Origin of the sequence: Microcystis sp. M061S2 (genome assembly GCF_020245605.1) — a bacterium.
In the GTDB taxonomy this organism is placed as follows: domain Bacteria; phylum Cyanobacteriota; class Cyanobacteriia; order Cyanobacteriales; family Microcystaceae; genus Microcystis.
The window spans coordinates 48,602-72,767 of record NZ_JADBUP010000022.1 but is presented as its reverse complement, the minus strand read 5'-3'; the positions used below and the strand labels follow the sequence as shown (position 1 = coordinate 72,767).

The window sequence follows — 24,166 nt, the reverse complement described above, 5'->3', positions numbered from 1 at the left end:
ATACACGGCAGAAGTCGTCGACATGACAGAAAAGAGCTTCTAGACTAGACATAGATGGGTTGGGGGTGCTGAGTTTATATATTTTTCAGCTTACTAGCCCCCGCCTTTTCTTTCCTCCCTTATCCCGAACTGACGTTAAATTTAGCTTTTGGGCTAGTTCAAGATTCATGTTGGTACTATAACGGGGTTTTCTATTTTCACCGATTGACAATTTGATCAATTCTTCTTTCGGTTTGATAATTAGGTGAGGGTTTGGGTGAGCTTTTCCCTTGCCTCGTCCCACATATTTAACAACTTCTGGATCAGACCAAAACCAAGCCTCTAGTTCTTCTATTGGTATGCAGATATATTTCCTGATACCATTAATATTAGAACAGCTTAATTCTAAGTGATCTCGCAATCGTTTTTCATCGTTAAGAGAGTTATTCTTGGGATTACGATCTAAATCATGAACAATGATAAAAGCATCACATCCTTCCCTTGTCATCACTTTAAGTTTTGCTGACAGTTTTCTCTTTAATGTACTAGAGGATTTAGATGCCCAAGATTTTGTCCTAGTATTTGTCCCCAGCACGCGATGGATAATTTGACGAAACACATCGCAGTCCGTCTCATCTTCGGCAATTATGGCGATCAAGTTACTACTCATCGAGAATACCACTGTAAATCCAGTCTCCTAAATCTCCTTCTTCACAGAGGTACTCGACAACTTTTTCAATCTCTCCTTCTTCTAGTTTCCTAACACTTGTCCGTCCCTGGTTACGATAAACTAAGCTAATATTTTCTGGCTTTGTCCAAGCTACTACTTGTGGTGAATGAGTTGATATAATTAAATGTTCAGCCCAAGTATAGGATTTAATTTCATTTAACAATTTTGCTAACATTGCGGGATGTATTTGTGTTTCTGGCTCCTCAATTATGGTTGTTGCATTAGGATGGTGAGCAATTATTTCGATCAGAATTGATAAAACTCGCAAGGTGCCATCGGAGAGTAATCCAATATTGACTCCATCTAATAATACTGAAGCGATGTACTCTTCGTCTTTATCTTGGACTGTCTGTCCAGAATGCTCACTCAAAACGAACTTCTGCACAGTGATTTTCTTGGCAAGTCTTATTCGTTGACAAACATTTTCTAGTTCATCAAAATCATCCGTACCCACCCAACGAAATATTCTCCGAGCTAGAGTATCTGCTAGATCAAATCGACTGGCAGAAATCTTCTTACTTGTCACCTTTAATAAAGAAGGCTGTCGTCTTGATGTGCGACGGATAGGAGCTTTGCCAAGAAGACGAATCCCTTTTAAAATAGCATAAACCCACTGCATTTCTGGAGGTAAATTTAGCGATGAATTTCCAGGTATATTTGACTGTCGCAGCGAGGTAGTATTGCCAAGAATAGCAAATATTGGCTCACCATTATTATTAAAGCTTGTTAGTCCAAATTCGGTTTTCCAGAGAAGTTCTTGATATCCATCAATATACTGACAAGAATCATTCCAAGAAAAGGAATTTTCCAAGGAATTATCGTTAGTGGTATCATCTATGTCTGTATCTAGATCGTCCATAGAAAAGGGGATGATTAGCTCATACCTGTATCCTAAGCGCCGGTTAGTCGGTGTTAGAATTTCAACCTGCAAAATTGAGGGAATGCTATCACTGTCAATCATCCGAGAGCCGATCGATCTACCGATAGCACAGGATGAGATGGCTTCAAATCCTTCTAGGATAGCGGATTTCCCCGCACCGTTTCTCCCCACTAATACCCCAACTTGGTTAACTAGGGATAGGGAAACTGGACCACCTAGCACACCCCAACCATCGAGGGTAAAAGATAATAGTCTAGGCTGGTTCATATTAAAACAATTCTAGTTTTTGGGACCATACAGGGCTTTATTAGTTAATTATATCCAATCTATCTGATCTTCCCTCAGTTTTCTGGGCTGGTGGCTGGCGATCGCAGATGAAGACCACTTTTAGCAGTTTTTTCCTCGATAATTTAGGATAAAATAAAAATGCGATCAAGAGTTAATATTATGGACTGATCGGCAGCTCGAGAATCGATGATAATTGAGATTAATGATCCCTTAACTCCAGCGAAGACTATTAACCTGATTTTCCCAGCGCAAAAATTCCCCCAAAATGCTTACTTCTCTCCTCTGGCAAAGTGCCAATCCCAACCCCGATAATCTGGAGAATTTCCAAATTATTAGCCAATGGTGGCAAGATTTAAATCTTAAGGAAGTCTTCTGGCAACAGCGTTTAATTCCCGATACTGGCTCTCTGGAAGATATTAATTGGGAGCAGCAAGGTTTTGATGAAAAATTTAGCATTCAAATGCCCCAAATTCGGGGGATTACCCTCTATTGGCATAAATCTACTTTTGCTGACGAAAGAAGCATGACACCTAAACAATTAATTTTAGATCGGGAACAGGAGCGATTATACATTTATCCCCAATCCCAAGCTAGTTTAGTTATTCGGGTGACGAAACCACATCTAGTTTATCAAAAATTCGAGCTAAAAAATCCTCTCCTAGTCGGCAAAAAAGCGGAAAGTGAATATATTTTACTGTTCAGGGATAAAGAACAGCAAATAGAAGTTAAAATTAATCTCAGTCCTGAAAATTATCGGCAATTTCTAGAAACCATGACTGAGGATCAATAAATAATGTGGCAGGGAAACCTAGAACTAATTTACACGCAAAAAAATCTCGCAACCCAGATTAATCACGTCTATACTACCGCCCCTTTAAAAGTACAAAGACCCTTTTATCCCGAAGGAAAAAACCTTTGTCATACGGTGATTTTACACACGGCGGGGGGAATAGTTGGTGGTGATGTTCTGCGACAAAAAATTCATCTCCAAGCCGCTACTAATGCCCTGATTACCACTGCTTCTGCTGGAAAAGTTTACCAGAGTAATGGTCAGATAGCCCAGCAATTCATCGAGATTAAAATCGATGACAATGCCGGTTTAGAATGGCTACCCCAAGAAACAATTATCTTTAATGGTGCGGTATTTCGCCAACATTTACGAGTGGATTTAGGGGAAAATAGCAGTTGGTTGGGATGGGAAATTACCCGTTTTGGTCGCAGTGCGCGAGGCGAGAAATTTTTAGCGGGAGAATGGCATTCTAATTGGGAAATTTGGCGATCAGGAGAACCTTTGTGGCTTGATCGATCCTTCCTGTTGGGTGGTAAAATGATCGAGGGATTTTCCGGTTTAAATGATAGCGCCCTGATCGGTACATTGGTTTATATCGGTCAACCAGTGGGAAGAAATTTAATTGAGAAAGTGAGAGATTTTTCCCTAGAAGGAGAGAGGGGAGTTACTAGCACTTTAGGAGATGGTCTTTTATGTCGTTATCGGGGTAATTCTAGCGGTGAAGTGCGACAATGGTTTCAGCAGGTTTGGCAAATTTTAAGGCGAGAAATGAGCGATCGAGAGGCAATTATTCCGCGAGTTTGGTTATCTTGGTAAAGGCGGTTAATTATCATTTTCTCAAGTCACTTGAATGCCTGTATCGGTGATTGGAGCTATCCAAAATTGTAGATCGGGAGCGACGAGAATTTCCCGGGCCTCTTTAACGATAGTTTCCGCCACTTCCTGAGATGAACAGAGAGTAAAAACCGTGGGACCAGAGCCTGACATCATCGTTCCCAAGCCGCCTAAATCCCCTAGAACCTGTCTTAACTCGGCTACGAGGGGAAATTCGGGTAAAACCACCTTTTCGAGGTCATTGTGGATAAATTTGCCGATAGCGGCCGGTTTTTTCTGGGCGATCGCTTGTACCAAAGCCCCGGAACTCACCTGCTGACGACGGTGATGAAATTCCTCTGGAGAAGACAGATAGGTATCCTGAAATTTTTGCCGATAGCTTTGGTAGGCCCAGGGTGTAGAAACGGATAAATGATCGTATTTGGCTAAAATCACCCATAATCCGGTCAGAGGAGCGATAGGATCGAGAATTTCTCCCCTTCCCGTACAGATAACCGTTCCTCCTGTCACACAAAAGGAAGTATCGGAGCCCAATCTTGCCGCTAAAGTTTCTAATTCCGGACGGGTTAAGCCTAATTCCCAGATTAAATCGATACCGACTAACACCGCCGCCGCGTTGGTGGACCCCCCCGCTAAACCGGCAGCCACGGGAATATATTTGTCGATGCTGATATCGATGCCGCCGTAATTAGCAAAGATGCGGGGGAATTCCCTCGCCATCAAAGTGGCAGCCCGATGGGCGAGATTACTGCTATCTTGGGGGACGAGGGGATGATGGCAAAAGAGACGGAATTCCTGCAATCCGTTGGGCCGGAGAGTGATGCGATCGCATAATGCCACCGTCTGCATCACCATGACTAACTCGTGGAAACCATCAGGGCGATCGCCAACGATTTCTAGATATAAATTAATTTTAGCGGGGGCTAGAAGGGTATAACTGTGCATTTGTCAAGGAAAAAAATCTAAAATTTTGGCAATTGACCTAATTTTTCCGCCAAGTCAATCCATTGCGATAAACTGAGATCTTCGGCGCGAGCGAGGGGATTAATTTCTAATTGTGTCAGGATTTGGCTTAATCGATCGCTATCCAGACAATTTTTTAGATTATTGCGTAACATTTTGCGCCGGTTGGCAAAACCCCAGCTAATTAAAGTGGACAAAAAGGCAGCATTACTGACATTATTCGGCAAAACACGGGGTAAAAGCTGAATTACCGCCGAATCCACCCGGGGAGGTGGGGAAAAGGCTCGCCGGGGGACATCACAAATCCATTGACAATCGGCAAGGTATTGAATGCGGACGCTGAGAGCGCTGTAAGCTTTGGTGGAGGGGACAGCGACTAATCTTTCGGCGACTTCTTTCTGGACTAAGAGGGTAATACTCTGGTACGGGGGGGTGAAGGGATGGGCGATCGAACCGAGCAGCTTTTCTAGGATCGGACCGGTGATATTATAGGGGATATTAGCCACTACTTTATTAACTGGCGGCAGTTGCTCCGGTTTAAGGCTAAGAAAGTCGCCCGGGATGAGATCAAAGTTATCTTGTTGGCCGAATTTTTTATTTAAAATTGTCCATAGATCTCGATCGATTTCTACAGCGACAACCAATTGAGCTCCATCGAGAAGACGACGGGTTAAAATACCTGTACCAGGGCCGATTTCTAATACCCGATCCTCTGATTGTAAATTAGCAGCGCCGATGATGCGATCGAGTATCGATTCATCTTTTAACCAATGTTGTCCAAAACGTTTACGCGGTTGAATTTTCATACCTCTATTTTAAAATCAGAGGGTTGTCCTCGACAATAACACCCCTGAAAATATAGGCCATGCGATCGATAACCGCATCAATTATCATAGAGCCTAGACAAAGATAGCAAAAAAATTAGAGACAATGTCAGATTTGAACGATGTTTTCGCAATTGTAGCCGGAGCGGTTCCGGGGGCGTTATCTCGTTATCATATTACCGAATGGACAAAAGCAAAATTCGGCTTGCGCTTTCCCTATGGAACCTTTATTATTAATTTAACTGGCTGTCTAGCTATCGGCTTTTTTTGGGCTATTTTACCCAGTTTTCCCTTTTATTCCCACGCACTAGATTTAATGGTTAGGACGGGATTTTTAGGAGCTTATACCACCTTTTCTACCTATAGTTTAGATATCTTGATTCTCTGGCGCAATCAGCAAAATTTTCTCAGTCTTTTTTTTGCCGTTGCTAGTATCATTTTCGGATTGATTGCCGTGAGAATCGGGGCAGCTATTGCCCAAGTTTTTCTAGGTTAAGTAGGTAGGCGTTAAAAACTATCAGATGCCCCCCTTATCAAGGGGGGATTAAGGGGGGATCGAACCTAAAATCCATTTTTAATTTAATTATAACCAGCTACTTAATTCTCCAATTTATTGACTATTGAAGGGCAGGAGAGACAGCATGAACTTCTTCAGGGGACGTTATGGTTTATTCGTGGCGATTGGGGCTATTTTTGGGGCTTTGAGTCGTTTTTATATTGCGAAATTAGTTGAAAGTATTTTCGGTCAAGAATGGCAATTTTTGGGGACATTTTTTGTTAATGTTTCTGGCTGTTTAATTATTGCTTATATCTTTACTATAGTTAGGGAAAATATTCGCATAATTGCCCCAGAATTAGGATTGATGCTTGCCACGGGTTTTTGTGGTTCCTATACAACTTTTTCCGCCTATAGTTTGGAGGTTAACAAGTTTTTAGAGCAGGGAAACATGACTTTCGGTTTAATTTACTGGTTGGGCAGTGTTCTTGGGGGGATGATTGCGCTTAAAATTGGAGTTATTTTAGCAAGAACGGGTTTTCCTAGATGAATTATTAAGGGCGCAAAAATAGATAAATATCTCAGCACAATTGAGACTATCTTTTTCCTTTCCTACTCAGTCTTAATAGGTAATGTCTCCATGGGTTTGAAACCAATTGACAGCATCAGCTAAAGCTTGTCTAATCGGCGATTGGGGTAAGCCTAGTTCTTGCACTGCCTTCGAGGAATCGTAGTACATGGACTGTTTTGACATTTTCACGCCATCAAGGGGTATAGAGGGCAATTTTCCCAAGATTATCGCCCCGATAAAACCCGTTCCACCCGTCACAAAAGCACCCATTGCTCAGACTTTCCCCTATTTTAACTTCCTATCGGTAATTGAAATTTAATCACCTTAACTTTATTATTACTATACCTTAATCTTAGTCAATATTTAAGCTTTTCTTGATACAATTTGGGGTCGGGTTATTTTAGACTAAGAGCAGTAAATCTTCAGTAAAAATGCTCCTATGAATCCATCTCCAGAGTCAACTTTTGTTTGTCCGATTATCATCGAAGACGACAGAACAGGATTAGACACAGAAACTATCCGACGGGCTTTAAGGGATAATTTACTCTATATTCAAGCTAAATTACCGGAATTAGCCAGCAAAAACGATCTTTATATGGCCCTGGCCTATACAATCCGCGATCGTTTATTGCAGCGCTGGTTAACCACCCAACAAACCTATCTAAAAAAAGATGTCAGAACCGTTTGTTATCTCTCGGCCGAATTTTTAGTCGGTCCCCATTTAGCTAATAATTTAATTAATCTCGGCATCTACAAACAAGTCGAGAAAGCTGTAAGCGAATCGGGATTAAAACTAGAAGAATTAATTGCCCAAGAAGAAGAACCGGGGTTAGGAAATGGTGGTTTAGGTCGTTTAGCTGCCTGTTATCTGGATTCCCTTTCTACCCTAGAAATTCCGGCTATTGGTTACGGTATTCGCTACGAATTTGGTATCTTTGATCAAGAAATTCACGACGGTTGGCAGGTAGAAATAACCGATAAGTGGTTACAGTATGGAAATCCCTGGGAAATTGCCCGACCAGAATCATCGGTAGAGGTAAAATTTGGCGGTTATACCGAATCCTATACCGACGAAAATGGTAATTATCGCAGTCATTGGATTCCCGATTATGTAGTCAAAGGAATTCCCTATGATACCCCAATTCTCGGCTATCGAGTTAACACCGCTAATACCATGCGTCTCTGGAAATCAGAAGCTTGTGAATCTTTTGATTTTGGTCGCTTTAATCGTGGCGATTATTACGGTGCGGTGGATAATAAAGTTCACTCGGAAAATATCAGTAAAGTTCTCTATCCTAACGATGAGCCAATTCAGGGCAAAGAACTACGTTTAGAACAGCAATATTTCTTTGTTTCCTGTTCCTTACAGGATCTGATTCGTATTCACTTACATGAGAACCCCAGTCTCGATAATTTTCATCAAAAATGGTCGGTACAATTGAATGATACTCACCCTTCCGTCGGAGTAGCAGAGTTAATGCGCTTGTTAATTGACGTGCATCATTTCGATTGGGATAAAGCTTGGTTTATTACTCAAAATACCTTCGCCTATACTAATCATACTCTTTTGCCAGAAGCTTTAGAAAAATGGCCTTTGAGTATTTTTGGTCGTCTTTTCCCCCGATTAATGGAAATTATCTATGAAATTAACTATCGTTTCTTGGATAAAATTCGCATTATTTATCCCCATGATGACGGCAAAATGTCCCGTTTGTCTATAATCGATGAAAGCGGCGAAAAATACGTCCGTATGGCTCACCTCGCCTGTGTGGGTTCCCAGGCAATTAATGGGGTGGCAGCCCTCCATACAGAATTACTTAAAAAAGATGTTCTGCGCGACTTCTATGAACTCTTTCCCGAAAAGTTTAGCAACAAAACCAATGGAGTTACTCCCCGGCGCTGGATAGTTTCTAGTAATCCCCGCTTAACTTTTGCCATTACCGAAAAAATCGGCGAAAATTGGATTAAACATCTGGAGGATTTACGCGGTTTAGAAAACTATGTCGATGATGGAGGATTTCGGGACTCTTGGCGACGAATTAAATACGATATTAAGGCAGATTTAGCCAATTATATCGATAAAAAAGTCGGTATTAAAGTTGATCCTAGTACCCTCTTTGATGTGCAGGTAAAACGCATTCACGAATATAAACGGCAACATCTCAACGTTTTACATATCGTCACTCTCTATCATCGCCTCAAAAATAATCACAATCTCGATATTACCCCCCGTACCTTTATTTTCGGTGGTAAGGCAGCCCCGGGTTACTTTATGGCGAAATTAATCATTAAATTGATTAATTCTGTGGCAGAAGTGATCGATAATGATCCGACAATTGGAGGACGGTTAAAAGTGGTTTTCCTACCCGATTATAATGTCACCTTCGGTCAACGGGTTTATCCGGCTGCCGACTTGTCTGAACAAATTTCCACGGCTGGGAAAGAAGCTTCGGGAACTGGTAATATGAAATTCTCCATGAATGGGGCCTTAACTATCGGCACTCTCGATGGGGCAAATATCGAAATTCGTGAAGAGGTGGGGGCGGAAAATTTCTTTCTTTTTGGCTTGACAACCGAGGAGGTTTATGCTAAAAAAGCCGCCGGTTATAATCCCCAAGAATACTATTACCATAACGAAGAATTGCGGGCAGTATTAGACCTCATTGGTTCGGGATTTTTTAGCCGGGGTGATAGTAGTTTATTCCGCCCGCTTGTGGATAATCTTATCTACAATGATCCCTATATGTTACTGGCCGATTATCAATCCTATATCGATTGTCAGGAAGGAGTCGGTAGCGCCTATAAAGATCAAGAACATTGGAGTCGTTTAGCAATTCTTAATGTAGCCCGCATGGGTAAATTCTCTAGCGATCGATCGATTCGGGAATATTGCGAGGAAATCTGGCGGGTACAACCGGTAAAGATTGAATTACCCGATTATATTCAAGCTAATGCCGGTTTATCGGTAAATTAGAACCAATCTAGGCAGTAGGAGCTTGTTTATTTATCCTACTGCCCACAGGTTAACCGGCCCTGGGCGACTCTAATCTAGATTTTTACGGGATTGACGGGGCTCGAACCCGCAACTTCCGCCGTGACAGGGCGGTGCTCTAACCAATTGAACTACAATCCCATTTTTGCCACATTTCTGATTGTAACTTCATCATCAGGGTTATGTCAAGCACCTCTGGGAAAATTTTTTTGGGGGAGTGGGGAGAGGGGAGTGGGGAGAATAAATAAAAATAATCTCCTGCCTCCTGCCGACCGCCTGATCTCAACAAGCAATTTAAATTACGAACAGCTTATCAATACTGAATTAAAGCCAAAAAATCCCCAATTAGGGATAGACCCTCTTTACAATGGGATTGTAATTAAGCTTGTTGGGAGCCTGAGCTATGACTAACCCGAATTCGATCGAACAGCTATCGCAAGAATTACTCGATCTAGACCAAGTAGATGCCGATACTGGGGCAGATTTGCGGCAAAAAGCCCAAGAAATCCTCGCTGAAACCAGTATTGACCTGCCGATTCGAGAAGCGATCGCCGATAGTCTCAGTCAAGGCAATCAACTACTTACCCTCAAAACCGTCGGCAAGGAAGAAAGTTACTAGCACATTTGGGGTCAAAAGTCAAGATGAAAGAAAAAAAATTTTTTGTCTGGCTGGGGCGATTTTTGGCCTCTTTTGGGCTGTTATCGGGGATAAGTGGCTGTAATTCCCCTCTTTTGATCACTCCTCAAGTTCCCGCCGGTGGTTTAAATAGTTTTGCTCCCGATCAATTCCCCAGTTATAGTGCTGATGGTCGCTATTTAGCCTTCGCTTCCGATCGCTCCGGTCGTCGTAGTATATATTTATTCGATCTGCAAGAAAAGCGCTTAGTTAATCTCCCTAACCTAAATCGTGGCGATTCTAGCCAAGATCAGCCATCTCTGAATGCTGACGGTCGTTTAATTGCCTATATCTCCAGCGAACGCGGCAAGAGTGATGTCATGGTTTATGATCGTTCCCTGTCCCGTGCAACCCTGTTAACCGCTAACCTGCGGGGAAGCGTCCGTAATCCCACCATTAGCGGTGATGGTCGCCAAATTGCCTTTGAAACCAACCAAGACGGTCAATGGAATATTGCGATCGTTAACGGCCAATTTTAAACTTGTTCTACTCGGTCTTAATCGTTAAAACTTGCGGAGGGGTTGCATCTGGTGGATATAAAAAATTTACCTGTACTACACGCCAATCCCCGGGAGGAATAGTCAGAGTCACTAAAGGTTGCCCCTCTTGTCCGCGTCTTTGGACGAGATGGAAAAATCGGCTTTGTGCCTGTCCCTGGTCATCGCTATAATTGACGGCTACTGTTCCCCGAAAAAACACTTGTGGGGCAGCCGGATCGAGAAAACGCAAACCCTGACCGATAATATTCTCTTTAATCGGTGTTTCTAGCGCAATAGTCACCGTTTTCGCCTCATCACTTCGATTAAATAGAGGTAAACTTAACCTATATTCCACACCGTAATTACCATGAGCTTGATAGGCCGTATCGGGATAGCGAACTAACATACTAGCACTTTGATTTTGTTCCGTTCCCAGTTTGCCTCCGGGTAGAGTGCTAATCCCATAGGCTATAGATTGACCAGAATCAGGAATATTTAACCATAAAGAAGCTCGATCGACCAATCGGGCTGGCCAAGCTGAACCTTGGGACACCCCCGCTACCCGTCCATAAATTATCTGTCCTTGACTATGGGGAGGAGTGGGCGCTCGATCCCGCGGAGTCGATAAATCGCCTTTTTCCAGCAAATTTTGCCACTCTGTCAGATTTGGTGGTCTTTCTTGCCCATTTTCGTCTAGAGGTGCATAAAGAGCTAAACTAGCAGCGTAGAGAAGACCGTCACTTTCCAGACGGAGATAAGTGGATCTACCGTTTAAAGGGGGAGTCAAATCGCGCACGGGAATCGCCGCATTTAAGACCATAAAACTCTCCCCCGCCGGAATAATAATCCTATCGGGAAAAATATCCTGACGCTGCCCCATTAAAATATCCCCCATTACCCGACTTCCCGGCCCGGCAAAAACCGTCCCCTGATTATTTTCCACTTGTGCAGGTAAATCGATAAAAGCTGCATCCGGTTGACTCAAATAACTGGCCCCTTGCAGAATTTTAACGGTCACGGGATTAGGACTGGGATTGTGGAGTAATATACCCAGATAAAGGGTGCGTAAATTATCGGGAAAACTCCCCCTCGCTATATGGTGGGCAAAAATATCAAAGCGTCCCTGAAAAGCATAATTTAAATGGGCCGAGGGAAAACTTTTCTCTTGGGGGGGAAAAGTGGAAAGCAAAATCCCTTCTCCTAGCAATAATTCGGGACTATTGCTATTAAAAACGGGAACTTGATCTAGTTGATTCGGTAAAGGACGCACCTGCGCCGGTCGAATTATTTCTACAATAGGAGGAGTTTGGGCAATGGGTAACAAAAAAGGTAACATCACAGAAATTACCATCTCAAGATAATTAATTTTTGATCATAGCATTATTGGCTCGCTCAATTTAGATAGTATTCTGTTTGTCCATATCTAGAGGATTGTTTAATATTTCTTGCCGGTGTTAGCTGACCTTTTTGGTTAAGTACAATCAAGAAAAATTATCAAATTTACCAATCATTATTTGCCCTTGCCATTGAGGAAATCTATTGTCATCATAGACTAAAATCTAGATGTAGCCGATGTCTAGATATCGATCGAGCCGGAATTGTTATGATAAATTCATGAAGTTTTATAACAGTATTTGCCCGTGAACATGAACCAAATTGACTATCTCAGGATTAGTTTAATCGATCGCTGTAACTTTCGCTGTCAGTATTGTCTGCCTGAAGATGCAGAATTGGCCTATGTTCGACCGCAAGATTTACTCACCCGGGAGGAAATTCTTACTTTAGTCAAAAATGTCTTTATTCCCCTCGGTTTCCGCAAATTTCGCCTTACTGGTGGGGAACCTCTCTTACATCCCGAAGTAGTGGAGATTGTGCGCGATATCGCCTCTTTATCTGCCACTAGCGATTTAGCCTTGACCACTAATGGCTATTTACTTGACAATTTAGCCGAAATGTTGTATGAAGCCGGACTAAGACGGATTAATATCAGTTTAGACTCCCTCGACCCCGACACTTTCGATAAAATTATCGGTAATCGCGGCCGGAGTCGTTGGCAAAAAACTTGGGCAGGTATTCAAGCGGCCCAGAGGGTGGGTTTTGACCCCTTAAAATTGAATGTGGTGGTGATTCCGGGGATAAATGAGGCAGAAGTGGAAGATTTAGCGGCTTTGACCATTGAGAAGCGTTGGCACGTCCGTTTTATCGAGTTTATGCCCATCGGTAACGGTGATTTATTTCAAGAAAAAGCTTGGATTGCGAGCGAGGAATTAAGGGGGCGAATTCGGGCAAAATGGGGCTTAAATGAGGGTCAAGTGCGGGGAAATGGTCCAGCCGATGTTTTTCAAATTCCGGGGGCTAAGGGTACAATTGGCTTTATTAGTCAGATGTCGGAGTGTTTCTGCGATCGCTGTAACCGCCTACGTCTCTCGGCCGATGGTTGGTTGCGTCCCTGTCTCCTCAACGAAACTGGACAAATTGACCTAAAAACTGCCCTCCGTCAAGGAATTTCGCCGGCAGAAATCAGGGAAAGAGTGCGGGAATTAATGGAACTGAAAGCAGAAATAAACTTTAAACTGCGTGATTCTGGCACATCAAGTGGCATTTATACCCGTACTATGTCGCAAATTGGCGGCTAAAAATCTACTGTCCGAATTCTATTCTAGCCTGTTCTACCATTTCCACGGTAACTCGATCGGAACCGGCATGACGAGCTAATTCTTCTATCCTTTGACGCGCTTGGGAACGAACAAAGTAGGGAATATTTTTCAGTTTTGCTTTTGCTTCTGCGGTCCATTGTAGTTGATCGGAAAAATCTAGAGCGTCCATAGATTTAACATATAGTAGTCCGTCTATTATACCAAAAAAGATGAGCTATTTTGAGATAACGATTTTCTTAACAGCGAGTCTTTTTCACCTTTCTTTTAATTTTAGTTTTCTGCTAGGTCAAAATTTACTCTTTGATATAAATCTTGCAAAGAAATCTGCCAATCCACCGACACCAATTGTAAAACCGCATTTTCCCCCATGACGAAATCAATTAACCATTGATCATCTTTTTGTTTATAGTAACGTTCCACACTATAACTAGATTGTTCAATCAGAATATATTCTTGAAAAGTTGGCAGAGAACGATAGAATTTAAACTTATCCCCTCGATCATAAGCTTGGGTAGAATTAGAGAGAACTTCGACAATAATTAAAGGATTGATCACGTTAGATTGACTATTACCTTGATAGAGAGGTTGACCTTTAATCACCATCACATCGGGATAGGTGTAAATGCTATAATCTGACAGCCATAAACGCACCGTTTCCATGTAGGTATAATAATCTTGATTATTGATAGTCAGAGGAAATCTTCGATAGAAGTTTCCAGCAATCTGATTGTGATTAGTGGTAGCTCCTACCATTGGGATAATTTCTCCTTGACGATATTCATTTTTATCTTCGGACGTTTCCTCCAGAGCTAGATATTCTTCGGGAGTATAATATTTAGTTTCGGTAGCGCTTAACATTTTTGACTCTCCTTCCTATTCTATTTTCTAGGATACAGCATTTCTCTAAAAAGAGACAAAGTTATCCTTGAGCAAGGTTATCAATTGAGTTGCTCGGAAAAGTGTATTTTCAATATCTCAGAAATCCTTTGACGCGCTTGGGAACGGACAAAATAGGGAATATTTTTCAGTTTTGCTTTTGCTTCTGCAGTCCATTGTAGTTGATCGGAAAAATCTAGAGCTTCCATATATTTAACAATAGTAGTCCGTTTTGAGATAATGATTCTCTTGACAGCGACTCTTTTTCACCTTTCTCTTAATTTTAGGTTTCTGCTAGGTCAAAATTGACTCTTTGATATAAATCTTGCAAAGAAATCTGCCAATCTACCGACACCAATTGTAAAACCGCATTTTCCCCCGTGACGAAATCAACTAACCATTGATTATCCTTTTGTTTATAGTAACGTTCCACACTATAACTAGATTGTTCGATCAGAATATATTCTTGAAAAGTTGGCAAGGAACGATAGAATTTAAACTTATCCCCTCGATCATAAGCTTGGGTAGAATTAGAGAGAACTTCGACAATAATTAAAGGATTGATCACGTTAGATTGACTATTACCTTGATAGAGAGGTTGACCTTGAATCACCATCACATCGGGATAGGTGTAAATGCTATAATCTGACAGCCATAAACGCACCGTTTCCATGTAGGTATAATAATCTTGATTATTGATATTTAAGGGAAAATTACGGCAAAAATTTAGACAAATCTGATTGTGATTAGTGGTGGCTCCTACCATTGGGATAATTTCTCCTTGACGATATTCATTTTTATCCTCGGACGTTTCCTCTAGGGCGAGATATTCTTCGGGAGTATAATATTTAGTTTCGGTAGTGCTTAACATTTTTGACTCTCCTTCCTATTCTATTTTCTAGGATACAGCATTTCTCTAAAAAGAGACAAAGTTATCCTTGAGCAAGGTTATCAATTGAGTGGCTCGGATCATATTTTTTGCTTAATCTCTGGCAAAAAATGCTGAGAAATCCACAATTAAAAATATAACTATCAAAATTGCTCACGCCAAGGGTTAAAATAAACTAGATAAATAGTTTTATGTTTAGTTTCTCCTATGTTTAACTGGTTCCGTCGTCAGAAAGTCCAACCCGAACAAGAACAAGCACCCCCTGCACCCGTAGAGGAAACCCCCAGCGAGGCAACCAGTCAGGAAGACTATTTAGATTGGGCCAAAAAAGCCTTTAAAAATATTCAAGAGAAAAAAGCCACGGCCGAGGCCGTCGTGAGCGAAACCCCTGAAACATCCATTGCTGAAACGGAACCTCTGCAAGAGGAAGAACCGGTTAAAGAAGAAGAAACCGAGGATAATACCCCCGCATGGCTGAAAAAATCTGATCGCCTCGAAATTCTTAAAGAAACCGCCATCGAAACCCCCACAGAACCGGATGAAGATTTTATCTGGTCGGCCAAAGTTTTAGCCAATCAGGGACGACAAGCAGAGGACGTTTCAGAAGAAGAAATCACCTGGTTAAAAAAATTGCGTCAGGGTTTAGGCAAAACGCGCCGCAGCTTGGTCAATCAGCTTAAGGCCGTGGTCGGTCAGGGTCCCCTCAATCAAGATGCGGTGGAGGAAATCGAAGCTTTATTGCTTCAGGCCGATGTGGGGGTAGATGCCACCGATTATATTATCACTACCCTCCAAAATAAGCTAAAACAGGAAGCTTTGCCCCCCGAAAAAGCGATCGAATATCTCAAAGAAATTATCCGCGAGATTTTAGATGCACCTTTAGCCAATTATAGCAACCCCGGTTTTGAGCCAGAAAAAGGCAAATTAAATATCTGGATGCTCACAGGAGTTAACGGAGTTGGTAAAACAACGACTATCGGCAAATTAGCCCATTTATCTAAACAATCTGGCTATAGTTGTATAATCGCCGCTGCCGACACCTTTCGCGCTGCCGCCGTGGAACAGGTGAAAGTTTGGGGAGAGCGATCGCAAGTCGAAGTAATTGCCAACCCGGGCAAAAATACTGACCCGGCCGCCGTGGTGTACGATGGCATCGAAGCCGCTAAATCCAGGGAGGTAGAATTACTTTTAGTAGATACGGCGGGAAGATTGCAGAATAAAAAGAACTTAATGGCAGAATTAAGCAAAATTCGCCGCATTATCGACAAAAAAGCTGAGAGTGCCGTGGTGGAATCCCTTCTAGTTCTCGATGCCACTTTAGGACAAAACGGGCTGCGACAGGCAGAGGTTTTCTCGGAAGCTGCCCAATTAAGCGGCGTGATCCTGACTAAAATCGATGGTACAGCTAAAGGGGGTGTTGCCCTTGCCGTAGCGCGTCAGCTTAACCTACCGATTCGCTTTGTTGGCGCTGGGGAAGGAATCGAGGATCTGCGGCCCTTTTCCAGTTACGAATTCGTGGAAGCTTTACTGAGTGGCGATTGATCTCACCCTGGCTATCTTTCATAATCTTTTCATGGTTGCTTCATAATTGTCTCATTTTTAGTTATGCTAGAACTGGAGACTCGGGGTAACAACTATGCAAAGGACAATTACAGTTAGTCATCTAGGAGTATATTATCGCGGCGTGGAAGCCCTGCGGGATATCACCCTGAAAATTCATCCAGGACGATTAACAGGTATCATCGGTCCCAACGGTGCGGGCAAAAGTACCCTGATCAAAGCCATGCTAGGATTAATTCGCGTACAACAGGGAACCGTTAACTATCAAGGGCAATCTCTACAGCAACAACTGGATAAAGTCGCTTATGTTCCCCAAAGATCTCAAATCGACTGGACCTATCCCGTCACCGCTTGGGATGTGGTAATGATGGGGAGAGTCAGAAAAACGGGTTGGTTTCGTCCTTTTTCCCATATTAGTCGTCAACAGACTTTAAATGCCCTAGAACGGGTGGAAATGGCTGATTTACGCCATCGTCCCCTCGGTCAGCTGTCGGGGGGACAACAGCAAAGAGTCTTTTTAGCCAGATCTTTGGCCCAAGAAGCGGAGATTTTCTGTTTTGATGAACCTTTCGTTGGGGTAGATCAAAAAACTGAGGGGATTCTTTTTAATATCTTTGGTGAGTTAGCCCAAGAAAATAAAATTATCATGGTGGTTAACCATGATTTAGGCGAATCTATCACCCATTTTGCTGATTTAATCCTCTTAAATAAAGAATTGATCCTCGCCGATCAACGATCTAAGGTCTTAACCGATTTTAATCTCCGGCGCGCCTATGGGGGTAAAGTCTCCTTCTATGATGCCATGACACCACCAGATCATCGCCGATCAAGTCTCGATTATCTCGATCGCTTCTCGAAAAACAATGCGATAAACTAGAAGCGAAGATATTTTGGCTGACTGCCGATAGGGACACCGATGAAAACTATTTCCCCGCAAGAAGTAACAGGAACGATCGAACTGGCTCCTAACTATCGAATTCCCCTGTTTTTGGTAATTTTATCGCTGCCTTTACTCTTTTTACAGGTCTGGCTCGGAATAATTTTCTCCCTGTTAGGGCTATTCTTGATGTTCCAGACTACCCGCATTCGTCTCCAGTTTACCCCCACTTCCCTAGATGTCTATCTATCTGGGCAACAAATTCGCTCCTTTCCCTACCAAGAATGGCAAAATTGGCGGATTTTCTGGAACAAAGTCCCGATCCTATTTTATTTCAAAGAAATTAACAGCATTCATTTTTTGCCCATTATCTTTGACAGCGCAACCCTGAGACTGTGCCTCGAAAAATACTATCCTTTAGCAGCATCGCAAGCGATCGACTCAGAAGCGAACTAAGATTGAGATAAAATAAAATCTGGCTAATAGCGTCTTAATTGCCTGCCTTGGCCCTTTGTTCGCTCTGCATTTCTAAAGCCGATGAATTCAGAAGATTTTAATGTTTTACCCCTTGACAAAATGACAGACTTACCCAATGAATCTGTCGAAGAATTTAGTTTTGACGATCTCTGGAATGATCGCCCGGTAGAGAATCCCCTGCCATCGGAAACCGCCCCCGAAGGCGAATTAGTTCCCACAGCGCAGGCGCAACCCCTGCGGGGGGAAATCGAGGCTCTAGAACGGCAAAAACAGAGCCTAGCGGCAGAAATCTCGGCGTTAAAAGCGGAAAAAGAACGCTTGATCGCCGAGGAACTAGGAGATATCAAAGCTCAAATCGAAAGAATGCTCAAGGAAGGCGTAAAAGACCTAGAACAACGCAAACAGGCTTTAGAATTGGCGATCGAACAGTTAGAACGCCGTCGTGAGCGTATTCGGCAGGAAATGCGGAGTAATTTCGCCGGAGTCTCCCAGGACATAGCCGTGCGGGTTCAGGGATTTAAAGACTATCTGGTGGGCAGTTTACAGGATTTGGCTGCAGCTGCTGAACAGTTGGAATTACCCCGTTTTGAAACCCCCGAAAAATCCCCCCGACCCGTGGAACCTCCCCTGCGGACTGAACGGGAGGAAAACCCGCGCCCATCCCGTGGCAGTCAAGGCCGGGATGATCGCGAAGAAAGTCCCCGTCCCCCCCGTACCAGTAACCAGGGCCGGGATAATTGGCAAGAACCCCGTCGTTCTAACCGTTCGGGTTATGAATCGGAACCAGTGGGGCAATCCACCCCTAGACAGGGCTTTTCTGACCAAAATCAGCGCATCCAAACTCTTTTAGACCGTTATCGCAGTCGTCCTGACTATTACGGTCCCCCTTGGCAATTACGGCGCACTTTTGAACCAATTCACGCCGAACGGGTGCAACAGTGGTTCTTTAAACAGGGGGGCCGGGGTACGATTCGCGGTATGGGTAGCCGTCTCCAGAATATTCTGGTCGCTTCGGCAATTATCTCGATTATGGCGGAATTACAGGGCGATCGCTTCCGTTCTCTCGTTCTGGCTAATAGTCCCGAACGTTTAGGCGAATGGCGGCGCGGCCTCCAAGATTGTCTCGGCATTTCCCGCGCCGATTTTGGACCGGACCGCGGCATCGTTCTCTTTGAGTCTCCCGAAGCTTTAATTCAAAAAGCGGAACGTTTAATCGACGATAAGTATTCACCGCTCATTATCATCGATGATACCGAAGAAAGGCTGAATTTCGCTCTTTTACAATTCCCCTACTGGTTAGCTTTTGCCCCTGAACCCCAACAAAGTTCTAGTTATTGGTATTAACTAATTAGTCGTTGAGTATTGCGATACATTGGGCTAAAGAAGCGTTAGTTTTCAGTGCTTGCGGGTTAATATGGGTGGCAGCGGCTCGATAACCTTGTTCTAGGAGAGCTGCAATTAAATCTTCCCTTTTGGGTAGATCTAATTTGCCCCTTCTACCAATTTCCCGAAAGCTATAAAAATAGGGAGGAAAATCGTTTTCTTCCCTCATTATTTCTAACAATTTAACTACCTTTTTCCACTGCCATTGATCGGCTAAATCTGCCATTTTTTCTAGATAAAGGCGATCGTGTAAACTGCCTAACCACAAAGGTCCGGTTAAGGTTAAAGGTTGCCCGTCCCCAGAACAAACTATCTTGCCTAACTTCGGCCAAGGCACTGATTGATATTCCCCGCAGCTATGACAATAACCGAGAAAACCGTAGTTATGACTATTTAATTGTCTATTAGCCGTTAACCGCACCATCACCCGATAACTTTGACCAAAAAAGAAGGAAAAAATCGGCGTAATTCCTAAACCTAACCGGGCTGATTCTAATTGCAAACTGGCGATAATTAATCTTAATCCCTGTTCGTGGGCAGCTGGATGATTGCGAGCATAGGCTCCATAATTAGCTAAACTATTTTCCAGATTATGACCCGTCAGCGTCCGTCCATCGGTATTAGTCAGATAAATTAAACCACCGATTTTAGTGGCTAAAGGAATAGCACTAAACAGAGATGCAGGGGAACCAAAAGCATCAATATCAACTAGATCGTAATAGTCTTTTTCAAGATAACATTCTAGGAGAACTTCTTGAGCAGATTTATAGGTTATTTTGCCTTTTTTCTGTTGTAATAAACTCTCTAAATTAGCGGCTAAAGTTGGCTTAATTTCTGGATTACCATCATTAACCCACAGCCAATCCGCACCACTTTCTAACCAATACCTGAGCGCTCGCACACCGGAGCCGCTCATTACCTCTAAAACGCGCAAACTGCCCCGCTCTTTTTGGGCAATTGCCGCCCCTAAAACTCCTAAATCTCGGACGATTTTACTCTCCGGTCGATAAAAAGTATTGTTGATATTAAATATCGCTTTTTCTTCCTGCATCGATCATCTCATAATTAGCACTCGGCGGAAAGGGTCAGACACTGCCAAAACCGATCAGACATCAAGATAGAAGTAAATCTAAAAAAAGTGTGAAATTATCAGAAATTCCTGATTGTTTTTAGTATTCTAGCCCCAGAAGGCTGATAGGTTCCCCATGAGAACGGCAAATTGAAGATCAAAAAATAACTATTTTTTAATATCTTATAACAGTTTAATCCGGTTTGATGGGAGATAACCTGAAAGCAAAATCATTCAACCTTGATATAGAGATGAAAAAGTATCTAGCAGAGTTCATCGGGACCTTTTGGCTGGTTCTCGGTGGTTGCGGTAGTGCCGTTTTAGCGGCAGTATTTGTGGGTAAAGCCAAGAGTGTCGTAGATGGTGCTGATTTTAATATCCATCTGGGGATTTCTTTTGTCGGTGTCTCCCTCGCCTTCGGTTTAACCGTCCTTACCCTTGCCTACGCTTTCGGGCATATTTCGGGGGGACATTTTAATCCCGCCGTTTCCTTCGGTCTCTGGGCAGGTAAACGCTTCCCCGGTTCGGAACTACTTCCCTACATCATCGCTCAAGTTTTAGGGGCGATTTTAGCGGCGGTAATTATCTACATTATTGCCAGTGGTCAACCGAGTTTCGCTTTGGGAGGCAGCAATCCTCTGGCCACCAATGGTTACGGAGAACATTCTCCCGGTGGTTACAGTTTATTCGCCGCTTTGGTCACGGAAGTGGTCTTGACCTTCATGTTCTTAATTATCATTTTAGGTTCTACCGATCGACGCGCTCCAGCCGGTTTTGCTCCCATCGCTATTGGTTTAGGATTGACCTTAATTCACTTAATTAGCATTCCCGTGACCAATACCTCCGTTAATCCCGCTCGTAGTACTGGTGTCGCTCTTTTATGCGGTAATATGGCTCTCGTTGGTCAATTATGGTTATTCTGGATTGCTCCCATTGTTGGGGCCGTGGCTGCGGGTTTCCTCTACAATAGTTTCTTTGAAGAAACTTTAGAAGAAAGACGAGTTAGAGAATAAGTGGAAAGTTACCGCTAAAGTTTGATTGCTTCAAGAGTCAAGTGCTGATAGCGACCCCACAGGAATCGCTATTTTTTTCGTCCCCACCGACAAAATTGAGCAGCGCTCGTCGTCTCTGCTCGCCTCGATCGAGTAAAGTAATCTCTAGATAATTTTCCGGCAAAAAAGTTAAACGTTCCGACCATTTGATCGCCACTATCCCTAAATCCACCTCGATTCCAGTTGAGCCGATATAGTCATTTCAGATAAGTCTGATACAATCTAGACCGATGAAAATCTTATGAACTCTGGCATTTATATTCTCAATCTTAATTGAAATGACTATAAATCTAAAGAAAGTGTGAAATTAGCAGACTGGACAGTGGGAAGTTCTCAGCTTAGCAGCTAGAAGTCAAGAAAAAGGGACATGGCCTGACCTAAAAGGCCTGTCATACTAAATCCTGTTATAATAAAACGAGTAAAAACGAGGAGATAAAATGCCCAAGAAAGCTTACTTAGCCGAACATCTAAGTTCAGAGGAACTGAAAGATAGATACAGAAGCAGTCAAGCTAACTTATGACTGATTGTTATCATTTTTTAAAACAGGATCTAGTATGACACTTTGTTAACAAAATCTTTTCTTCGAGGTGTATTTGAGTATCTGAGGTGAAATACATGAACTTTTAAGTGAGCAGAAAATCTCTAGACGGCAAATGTTTGCACAAACGAACCTCCTTGAGCTATGGCAAGAGGTAGTAGAAGCCGATGGGCAAATCGCCATTCGGAGCCATTACCGACCTGAACAAGGAAATTACAGATTTTTTCAAGCTAGGATCAAAGATTTTGTATCGAAAAATACAAAAACGGTCAAAGTGACTGTTTAGGATGGTTTTTTCGAGAAGCTTAAGAACCAATCCATACGTCAAAGGAGTTTTCCATGCCCGAAACGCCACAAGAAGTCTTGAAAATGATTCAGGACAACAATATTAAGATTATCGACCTGAAATTTATTGATATGCCAGGTATCTGGCAACATTGCTCCTTCTACTACGATCAAATCGATGAAAGCTCTTTCAGCGATGGTGTTGCCTTCGATGGTTCCAGTATTCGCGGTTGGAAAGCAATTAACGAGTCCGATATGGCCATGGTTCCCGATCCTACCACTGCTTGGATCGATCCCTTCTACAAGGAACCTACCCTCAGCATGATCTGTAGCATCAAAGAACCGAGAACCGGTGAATGGTATAGTCGCGATCCTCGCTCTATTGCTCAGAAAGCGATCGATTATCTGAGCAGTACCGGTTTAGGTGATACTGTATTTTTTGGACCGGAAGCAGAATTTTTCCTCTTTGATAGCGCTCGTTTCGACCAAACCGCCAACTCCGGCTATTACTACATGGATAGTGTCGAAGGTCGTTGGAATAGCGGTAAAGACGAAAAAGACGGAAATCTTGCCTATAAACCCGCCTACAAACAGGGTTATTTCCCCGTTAGTCCCACCGATACCTCTCAAGATATTCGCACGGAAATGCTCTTAACGATGGCTGACTGCGGAGTTCCCATCGAAAAACATCACCATGAAGTCGCTACTGGTGGTCAAAACGAGTTAGGGATTAAATTCTCTACCCTAGTACGGGCCGCCGACTACTTGATGACCTACAAATACTGCATCAAGAACGTGGCCAAGAAATACGGTAAAACCGTCACCTTTATGCCCAAACCCATCTTTGGTGATAACGGTTCCGGGATGCACGTTCACCAGTCTATCTGGAAAGATGGTCAACCCCTGTTCGCCGGGGATAAATACGCCGGACTTAGCCAAATGGCACTGTACTACATCGGTGGTTTGCTTAGACACGCTCCCGCGCTCTTAGCTTTAACTAACCCCACCACCAACTCTTACAAGCGTCTCGTCCCCGGTTTTGAGGCCCCTGTAAACCTGGCCTACTCCCAAGGTAATCGCTCCGCTTCGATTCGGATTCCTTTATCGGGAAGCAACCCGAAAGCCAAACGTTTAGAATTCCGTTGTCCTGATGCCACTTCTAACCCCTACCTCGCTTTTGCCGCCATGCTCTGTGCCGGTATCGATGGGATTAAAAATCAAATTGAACCAGGGGAACCTCTCGATGTGGATATCTACGAACTCAGTCCCGAAGAATTGTCAAAAATACCCTCTACCCCCGGTTCTCTAGAAGCAGCTCTGGAAAGTCTCGAAAAAGATCACGCTTTCTTGACCGATTCTGGTGTTTTTACCGAAGACTTTATCCAAAACTGGATCACCTACAAACTCGATAACGAAGTTAACCCGATGCGCTTACGTCCCCACCCCTACGAGTTCTCTCTCTACTACGATGTCTAAGATTTGATTGAATAATCATTAATCCTAGGGTAGGCTTTTGCCTGCCCTTTTTTTTCGAATCAGCAAGGAGTTGGGGGTTGGGGAGTAGGGGAATTATGAATTATGAATTATGAATTATAAATTATGAATTATGAATTGGGGAGTGGGGGAATTATGAATTATGAATTATGAATTGGGGAGTGGGGGAGCGGGAAGTGGGGAGCGGGGGAGATGGGATAATAAATATAGTCATTTCAATTAAGATTGAGAATATCAATCCCAGAGTTCATAAGGGTTTTGTCGGTCTAGAGTGTATCAGACTTATCTGAAATGACTATAAAAGCTGAATACTCAATAGTGACTCCTGAATACTGACTCCTGAATACTGCCTAATCAAACAACAATCTTAAGCTTGATCTCCTCAGTCGTTAACAGTGATACAATTGCCGTCATAGCTAGGGGTGTCTGAGATAATCAGGCTGAGAAAGACCCTTAGAACCTGAGACTGGGTAATTCCAGCGTAGGGAAGCTGTTTACAGAGGAAA

The 24,166-nt window shown here is 43.0% G+C and carries 24 protein-coding genes, 1 tRNA gene, 2 pseudogenes and 1 riboswitch; of the genes and pseudogenes, 14 read left to right on the top strand and 13 right to left on the bottom strand.

The features are described from left to right. Positions 1-85: 85 nt before the first annotated feature. Both IM475_RS04690 and IM475_RS04685 read right to left on the bottom strand, forming a co-directional pair. Positions 86-649 (bottom strand): DUF4276 family protein, encoded by a 564-nt coding sequence (locus IM475_RS04690; protein WP_287726840.1) that lies wholly within the window; start codon positions 647-649, stop codon positions 86-88. After that, entirely contained in the window at positions 642-1,856 is a 1,215-nt protein-coding gene (locus IM475_RS04685) for an AAA family ATPase (protein WP_287726839.1), read from the bottom strand. The genes IM475_RS04690 and IM475_RS04685 overlap by 8 nt, the downstream gene beginning before the upstream one ends. 286 nt (positions 1,857-2,142) lie before the next feature. Here IM475_RS04685 and IM475_RS04680 point away from each other — a divergent pair, with 286 nt between their 5' ends. Further along, positions 2,143-2,667, top strand: a complete 525-nt coding sequence (locus IM475_RS04680; protein ID WP_287659575.1) for a hypothetical protein — start codon at positions 2,143-2,145, stop codon at positions 2,665-2,667. A gap of 3 nt (positions 2,668-2,670) precedes the next feature. Next, entirely contained in the window at positions 2,671-3,483 is an 813-nt protein-coding gene (locus IM475_RS04675; protein WP_287726838.1) for an urease accessory protein UreD, read from the top strand. Between the two features lie 21 nt (positions 3,484-3,504). On the opposite strand, the gene ispE is transcribed toward IM475_RS04675, so the two are convergent. Together ispE and rsmA are read right to left on the bottom strand one after the other, a co-directional pair. Beyond that, positions 3,505-4,446: a 4-(cytidine 5'-diphospho)-2-C-methyl-D-erythritol kinase gene (gene ispE, locus IM475_RS04670; RefSeq protein WP_061431700.1), complete on the bottom strand. Its 942-nt coding sequence runs from the start codon at positions 4,444-4,446 to the stop codon at positions 3,505-3,507. Between the two features lie 17 nt (positions 4,447-4,463). Beyond that, positions 4,464-5,270, bottom strand: a complete 807-nt coding sequence (rsmA, locus tag IM475_RS04665) for a 16S rRNA (adenine(1518)-N(6)/adenine(1519)-N(6))-dimethyltransferase RsmA (protein ID WP_287726837.1) — start codon at positions 5,268-5,270, stop codon at positions 4,464-4,466. Positions 5,271-5,394: 124 nt separating this feature from the next. On the opposite strand from rsmA, the gene crcB (IM475_RS04660) reads away from it, so the two are divergent. Then, positions 5,395-5,784, top strand: coding sequence for a fluoride efflux transporter CrcB (gene crcB / locus IM475_RS04660; protein ID WP_159249993.1), 390 nt, complete (start codon positions 5,395-5,397; stop codon positions 5,782-5,784). Positions 5,785-5,929: 145 nt separating this feature from the next. Further along, positions 5,930-6,334, top strand: coding sequence for a fluoride efflux transporter CrcB (crcB, locus tag IM475_RS04655; protein ID WP_287659579.1), 405 nt, complete (start codon positions 5,930-5,932; stop codon positions 6,332-6,334). Between the two features lie 72 nt (positions 6,335-6,406). Here crcB (IM475_RS04655) and IM475_RS04650 read toward each other — a convergent pair. Continuing rightward, positions 6,407-6,580, bottom strand: a pseudogene (locus IM475_RS04650) (dihydroflavonol 4-reductase); the annotation flags it as partial. A gap of 214 nt (positions 6,581-6,794) precedes the next feature. Here IM475_RS04650 and IM475_RS04645 point away from each other — a divergent pair. Then, a complete protein-coding gene (locus tag IM475_RS04645; RefSeq protein ID WP_287726835.1) occupies positions 6,795-9,329 on the top strand; it encodes a glycogen/starch/alpha-glucan phosphorylase in 2,535 nt (844 codons plus the stop codon). Positions 9,330-9,414: 85 nt separating this feature from the next. Here IM475_RS04645 and IM475_RS04640 read toward each other — a convergent pair. Then, positions 9,415-9,488: transfer RNA gene (locus IM475_RS04640), tRNA-Asp, on the bottom strand. A 262-nt stretch (positions 9,489-9,750) separates the two neighbouring features. Here IM475_RS04640 and IM475_RS04635 point away from each other — a divergent pair. Both IM475_RS04635 and IM475_RS04630 read left to right on the top strand, forming a co-directional pair. Then, positions 9,751-9,966: a hypothetical protein gene (locus IM475_RS04635; protein ID WP_002737387.1), complete on the top strand. Its 216-nt coding sequence runs from the start codon at positions 9,751-9,753 to the stop codon at positions 9,964-9,966. A 23-nt stretch (positions 9,967-9,989) separates the two neighbouring features. Then, complete coding sequence (locus IM475_RS04630; RefSeq protein WP_287726834.1) at positions 9,990-10,502, top strand: TolB family protein; 513 nt, start codon at positions 9,990-9,992, stop codon at positions 10,500-10,502. A gap of 7 nt (positions 10,503-10,509) precedes the next feature. Here IM475_RS04630 and IM475_RS04625 read toward each other — a convergent pair whose 3' ends face one another. Further along, entirely contained in the window at positions 10,510-11,853 is a 1,344-nt protein-coding gene (locus tag IM475_RS04625) for a DUF3370 domain-containing protein (protein WP_287726833.1), read from the bottom strand. A 295-nt stretch (positions 11,854-12,148) separates the two neighbouring features. Between IM475_RS04625 and moaA the strand changes: the two genes are divergently transcribed. Next, positions 12,149-13,138 carry a GTP 3',8-cyclase MoaA gene (gene moaA / locus IM475_RS04620; protein ID WP_287659583.1) on the top strand — a complete coding sequence of 330 codons (990 nt, stop codon included), beginning with the start codon at positions 12,149-12,151 and terminating at the stop codon, positions 13,136-13,138. Positions 13,139-13,142: 4 nt separating this feature from the next. Here the strand turns inward: moaA and IM475_RS04615 are convergent, their stop codons facing one another. From IM475_RS04615 to IM475_RS04600, 4 genes are all read right to left on the bottom strand, one after another. Next, positions 13,143-13,328: a PCP reductase family protein gene (locus IM475_RS04615; protein ID WP_002737708.1), complete on the bottom strand. Its 186-nt coding sequence runs from the start codon at positions 13,326-13,328 to the stop codon at positions 13,143-13,145. Positions 13,329-13,429: 101 nt separating this feature from the next. Continuing rightward, entirely contained in the window at positions 13,430-14,017 is a 588-nt protein-coding gene (locus IM475_RS04610; RefSeq protein WP_103113329.1) for a Uma2 family endonuclease, read from the bottom strand. Between the two features lie 80 nt (positions 14,018-14,097). Next, a complete protein-coding gene (locus IM475_RS04605) occupies positions 14,098-14,244 on the bottom strand; it encodes a PCP reductase family protein (RefSeq protein ID WP_287659584.1) in 147 nt (48 codons plus the stop codon). A gap of 74 nt (positions 14,245-14,318) precedes the next feature. After that, positions 14,319-14,906, bottom strand: coding sequence for a Uma2 family endonuclease (locus tag IM475_RS04600; RefSeq protein ID WP_287726832.1), 588 nt, complete (start codon positions 14,904-14,906; stop codon positions 14,319-14,321). A 225-nt stretch (positions 14,907-15,131) separates the two neighbouring features. Here IM475_RS04600 and ftsY point away from each other — a divergent pair, with 225 nt between their 5' ends. The 4 genes from ftsY (at position 15,132) to IM475_RS04580 (ending at position 19,182) form a co-directional block, all read left to right on the top strand. Continuing rightward, positions 15,132-16,466 carry a signal recognition particle-docking protein FtsY gene (gene ftsY / locus IM475_RS04595; RefSeq protein ID WP_287726831.1) on the top strand — a complete coding sequence of 445 codons (1,335 nt, stop codon included), beginning with the start codon at positions 15,132-15,134 and terminating at the stop codon, positions 16,464-16,466. A 94-nt stretch (positions 16,467-16,560) separates the two neighbouring features. Further along, positions 16,561-17,361: a metal ABC transporter ATP-binding protein gene (locus IM475_RS04590; RefSeq protein WP_287726830.1), complete on the top strand. Its 801-nt coding sequence runs from the start codon at positions 16,561-16,563 to the stop codon at positions 17,359-17,361. Positions 17,362-17,400: 39 nt separating this feature from the next. Continuing rightward, positions 17,401-17,817: a DUF3119 family protein gene (locus IM475_RS04585; RefSeq protein ID WP_002777863.1), complete on the top strand. Its 417-nt coding sequence runs from the start codon at positions 17,401-17,403 to the stop codon at positions 17,815-17,817. Positions 17,818-17,898: 81 nt separating this feature from the next. Then, positions 17,899-19,182, top strand: a complete 1,284-nt coding sequence (locus IM475_RS04580; protein ID WP_287659589.1) for a DUF3086 domain-containing protein — start codon at positions 17,899-17,901, stop codon at positions 19,180-19,182. Between the two features lie 4 nt (positions 19,183-19,186). Here the strand turns inward: IM475_RS04580 and IM475_RS04575 are convergent, their stop codons facing one another. Further along, entirely contained in the window at positions 19,187-20,272 is a 1,086-nt protein-coding gene (locus tag IM475_RS04575; RefSeq protein WP_287726829.1) for a class I SAM-dependent methyltransferase, read from the bottom strand. Positions 20,273-20,541: 269 nt separating this feature from the next. Between IM475_RS04575 and aqpZ the strand changes: the two genes are divergently transcribed. Beyond that, positions 20,542-21,303 (top strand): aquaporin Z, encoded by a 762-nt coding sequence (aqpZ, locus tag IM475_RS04570; protein WP_238707244.1) that lies wholly within the window; start codon positions 20,542-20,544, stop codon positions 21,301-21,303. 37 nt (positions 21,304-21,340) lie between these two features. On the opposite strand, the pseudogene IM475_RS04565 reads toward aqpZ, so the two are convergent. Then, positions 21,341-21,523 (bottom strand): annotated as a pseudogene (locus IM475_RS04565) (tRNA (adenosine(37)-N6)-threonylcarbamoyltransferase complex ATPase subunit type 1 TsaE); the annotation flags it as partial. Positions 21,524-22,220: 697 nt separating this feature from the next. Between IM475_RS04565 and glnA the strand changes: the two are divergent. After that, entirely contained in the window at positions 22,221-23,642 is a 1,422-nt protein-coding gene (gene glnA, locus IM475_RS04560) for a type I glutamate--ammonia ligase (protein ID WP_002748126.1), read from the top strand. A 426-nt stretch (positions 23,643-24,068) separates the two neighbouring features. Further along, a riboswitch (TPP riboswitch) is annotated at positions 24,069-24,165 on the top strand. The last annotated feature ends 1 nt before the right edge of the window (position 24,166 follow it).

Coding starts and splice junctions, on each gene's coding strand:
- crcB (WP_287659579.1), top strand. CDS start 5,930: ATGAACTTCTTCAGGGGACGTTATGGTTTATTCGTGGCGATTGGGGCT.
- IM475_RS04645 (WP_287726835.1), top strand. CDS start 6,795: ATGAATCCATCTCCAGAGTCAACTTTTGTTTGTCCGATTATCATCGAA.
- IM475_RS04685 (WP_287726839.1), bottom strand. CDS start 1,856: ATGAACCAGCCTAGACTATTATCTTTTACCCTCGATGGTTGGGGTGTG.
- IM475_RS04610 (WP_103113329.1), bottom strand. CDS start 14,017: ATGTTAAGCGCTACCGAAACTAAATATTATACTCCCGAAGAATATCTA.
- IM475_RS04585 (WP_002777863.1), top strand. CDS start 17,401: ATGAAAACTATTTCCCCGCAAGAAGTAACAGGAACGATCGAACTGGCT.
- IM475_RS04580 (WP_287659589.1), top strand. CDS start 17,899: ATGAATTCAGAAGATTTTAATGTTTTACCCCTTGACAAAATGACAGAC.
- aqpZ (WP_238707244.1), top strand. CDS start 20,542: ATGAAAAAGTATCTAGCAGAGTTCATCGGGACCTTTTGGCTGGTTCTC.
- IM475_RS04605 (WP_287659584.1), bottom strand. CDS start 14,244: ATGGAAGCTCTAGATTTTTCCGATCAACTACAATGGACTGCAGAAGCA.
- IM475_RS04690 (WP_287726840.1), bottom strand. CDS start 649: ATGAGTAGTAACTTGATCGCCATAATTGCCGAAGATGAGACGGACTGC.
- crcB (WP_159249993.1), top strand. CDS start 5,395: ATGTCAGATTTGAACGATGTTTTCGCAATTGTAGCCGGAGCGGTTCCG.
- ispE (WP_061431700.1), bottom strand. CDS start 4,446: ATGCACAGTTATACCCTTCTAGCCCCCGCTAAAATTAATTTATATCTA.
- IM475_RS04630 (WP_287726834.1), top strand. CDS start 9,990: ATGAAAGAAAAAAAATTTTTTGTCTGGCTGGGGCGATTTTTGGCCTCT.
- IM475_RS04625 (WP_287726833.1), bottom strand. CDS start 11,853: ATGGTAATTTCTGTGATGTTACCTTTTTTGTTACCCATTGCCCAAACT.
- IM475_RS04590 (WP_287726830.1), top strand. CDS start 16,561: ATGCAAAGGACAATTACAGTTAGTCATCTAGGAGTATATTATCGCGGC.
- IM475_RS04680 (WP_287659575.1), top strand. CDS start 2,143: ATGCTTACTTCTCTCCTCTGGCAAAGTGCCAATCCCAACCCCGATAAT.
- IM475_RS04615 (WP_002737708.1), bottom strand. CDS start 13,328: ATGGACGCTCTAGATTTTTCCGATCAACTACAATGGACCGCAGAAGCA.
- rsmA (WP_287726837.1), bottom strand. CDS start 5,270: ATGAAAATTCAACCGCGTAAACGTTTTGGACAACATTGGTTAAAAGAT.
- IM475_RS04600 (WP_287726832.1), bottom strand. CDS start 14,906: ATGTTAAGCACTACCGAAACTAAATATTATACTCCCGAAGAATATCTC.
- ftsY (WP_287726831.1), top strand. CDS start 15,132: ATGTTTAACTGGTTCCGTCGTCAGAAAGTCCAACCCGAACAAGAACAA.
- IM475_RS04675 (WP_287726838.1), top strand. CDS start 2,671: ATGTGGCAGGGAAACCTAGAACTAATTTACACGCAAAAAAATCTCGCA.
- glnA (WP_002748126.1), top strand. CDS start 22,221: ATGCCCGAAACGCCACAAGAAGTCTTGAAAATGATTCAGGACAACAAT.
- IM475_RS04575 (WP_287726829.1), bottom strand. CDS start 20,272: ATGCAGGAAGAAAAAGCGATATTTAATATCAACAATACTTTTTATCGA.
- IM475_RS04635 (WP_002737387.1), top strand. CDS start 9,751: ATGACTAACCCGAATTCGATCGAACAGCTATCGCAAGAATTACTCGAT.
- moaA (WP_287659583.1), top strand. CDS start 12,149: ATGAACCAAATTGACTATCTCAGGATTAGTTTAATCGATCGCTGTAAC.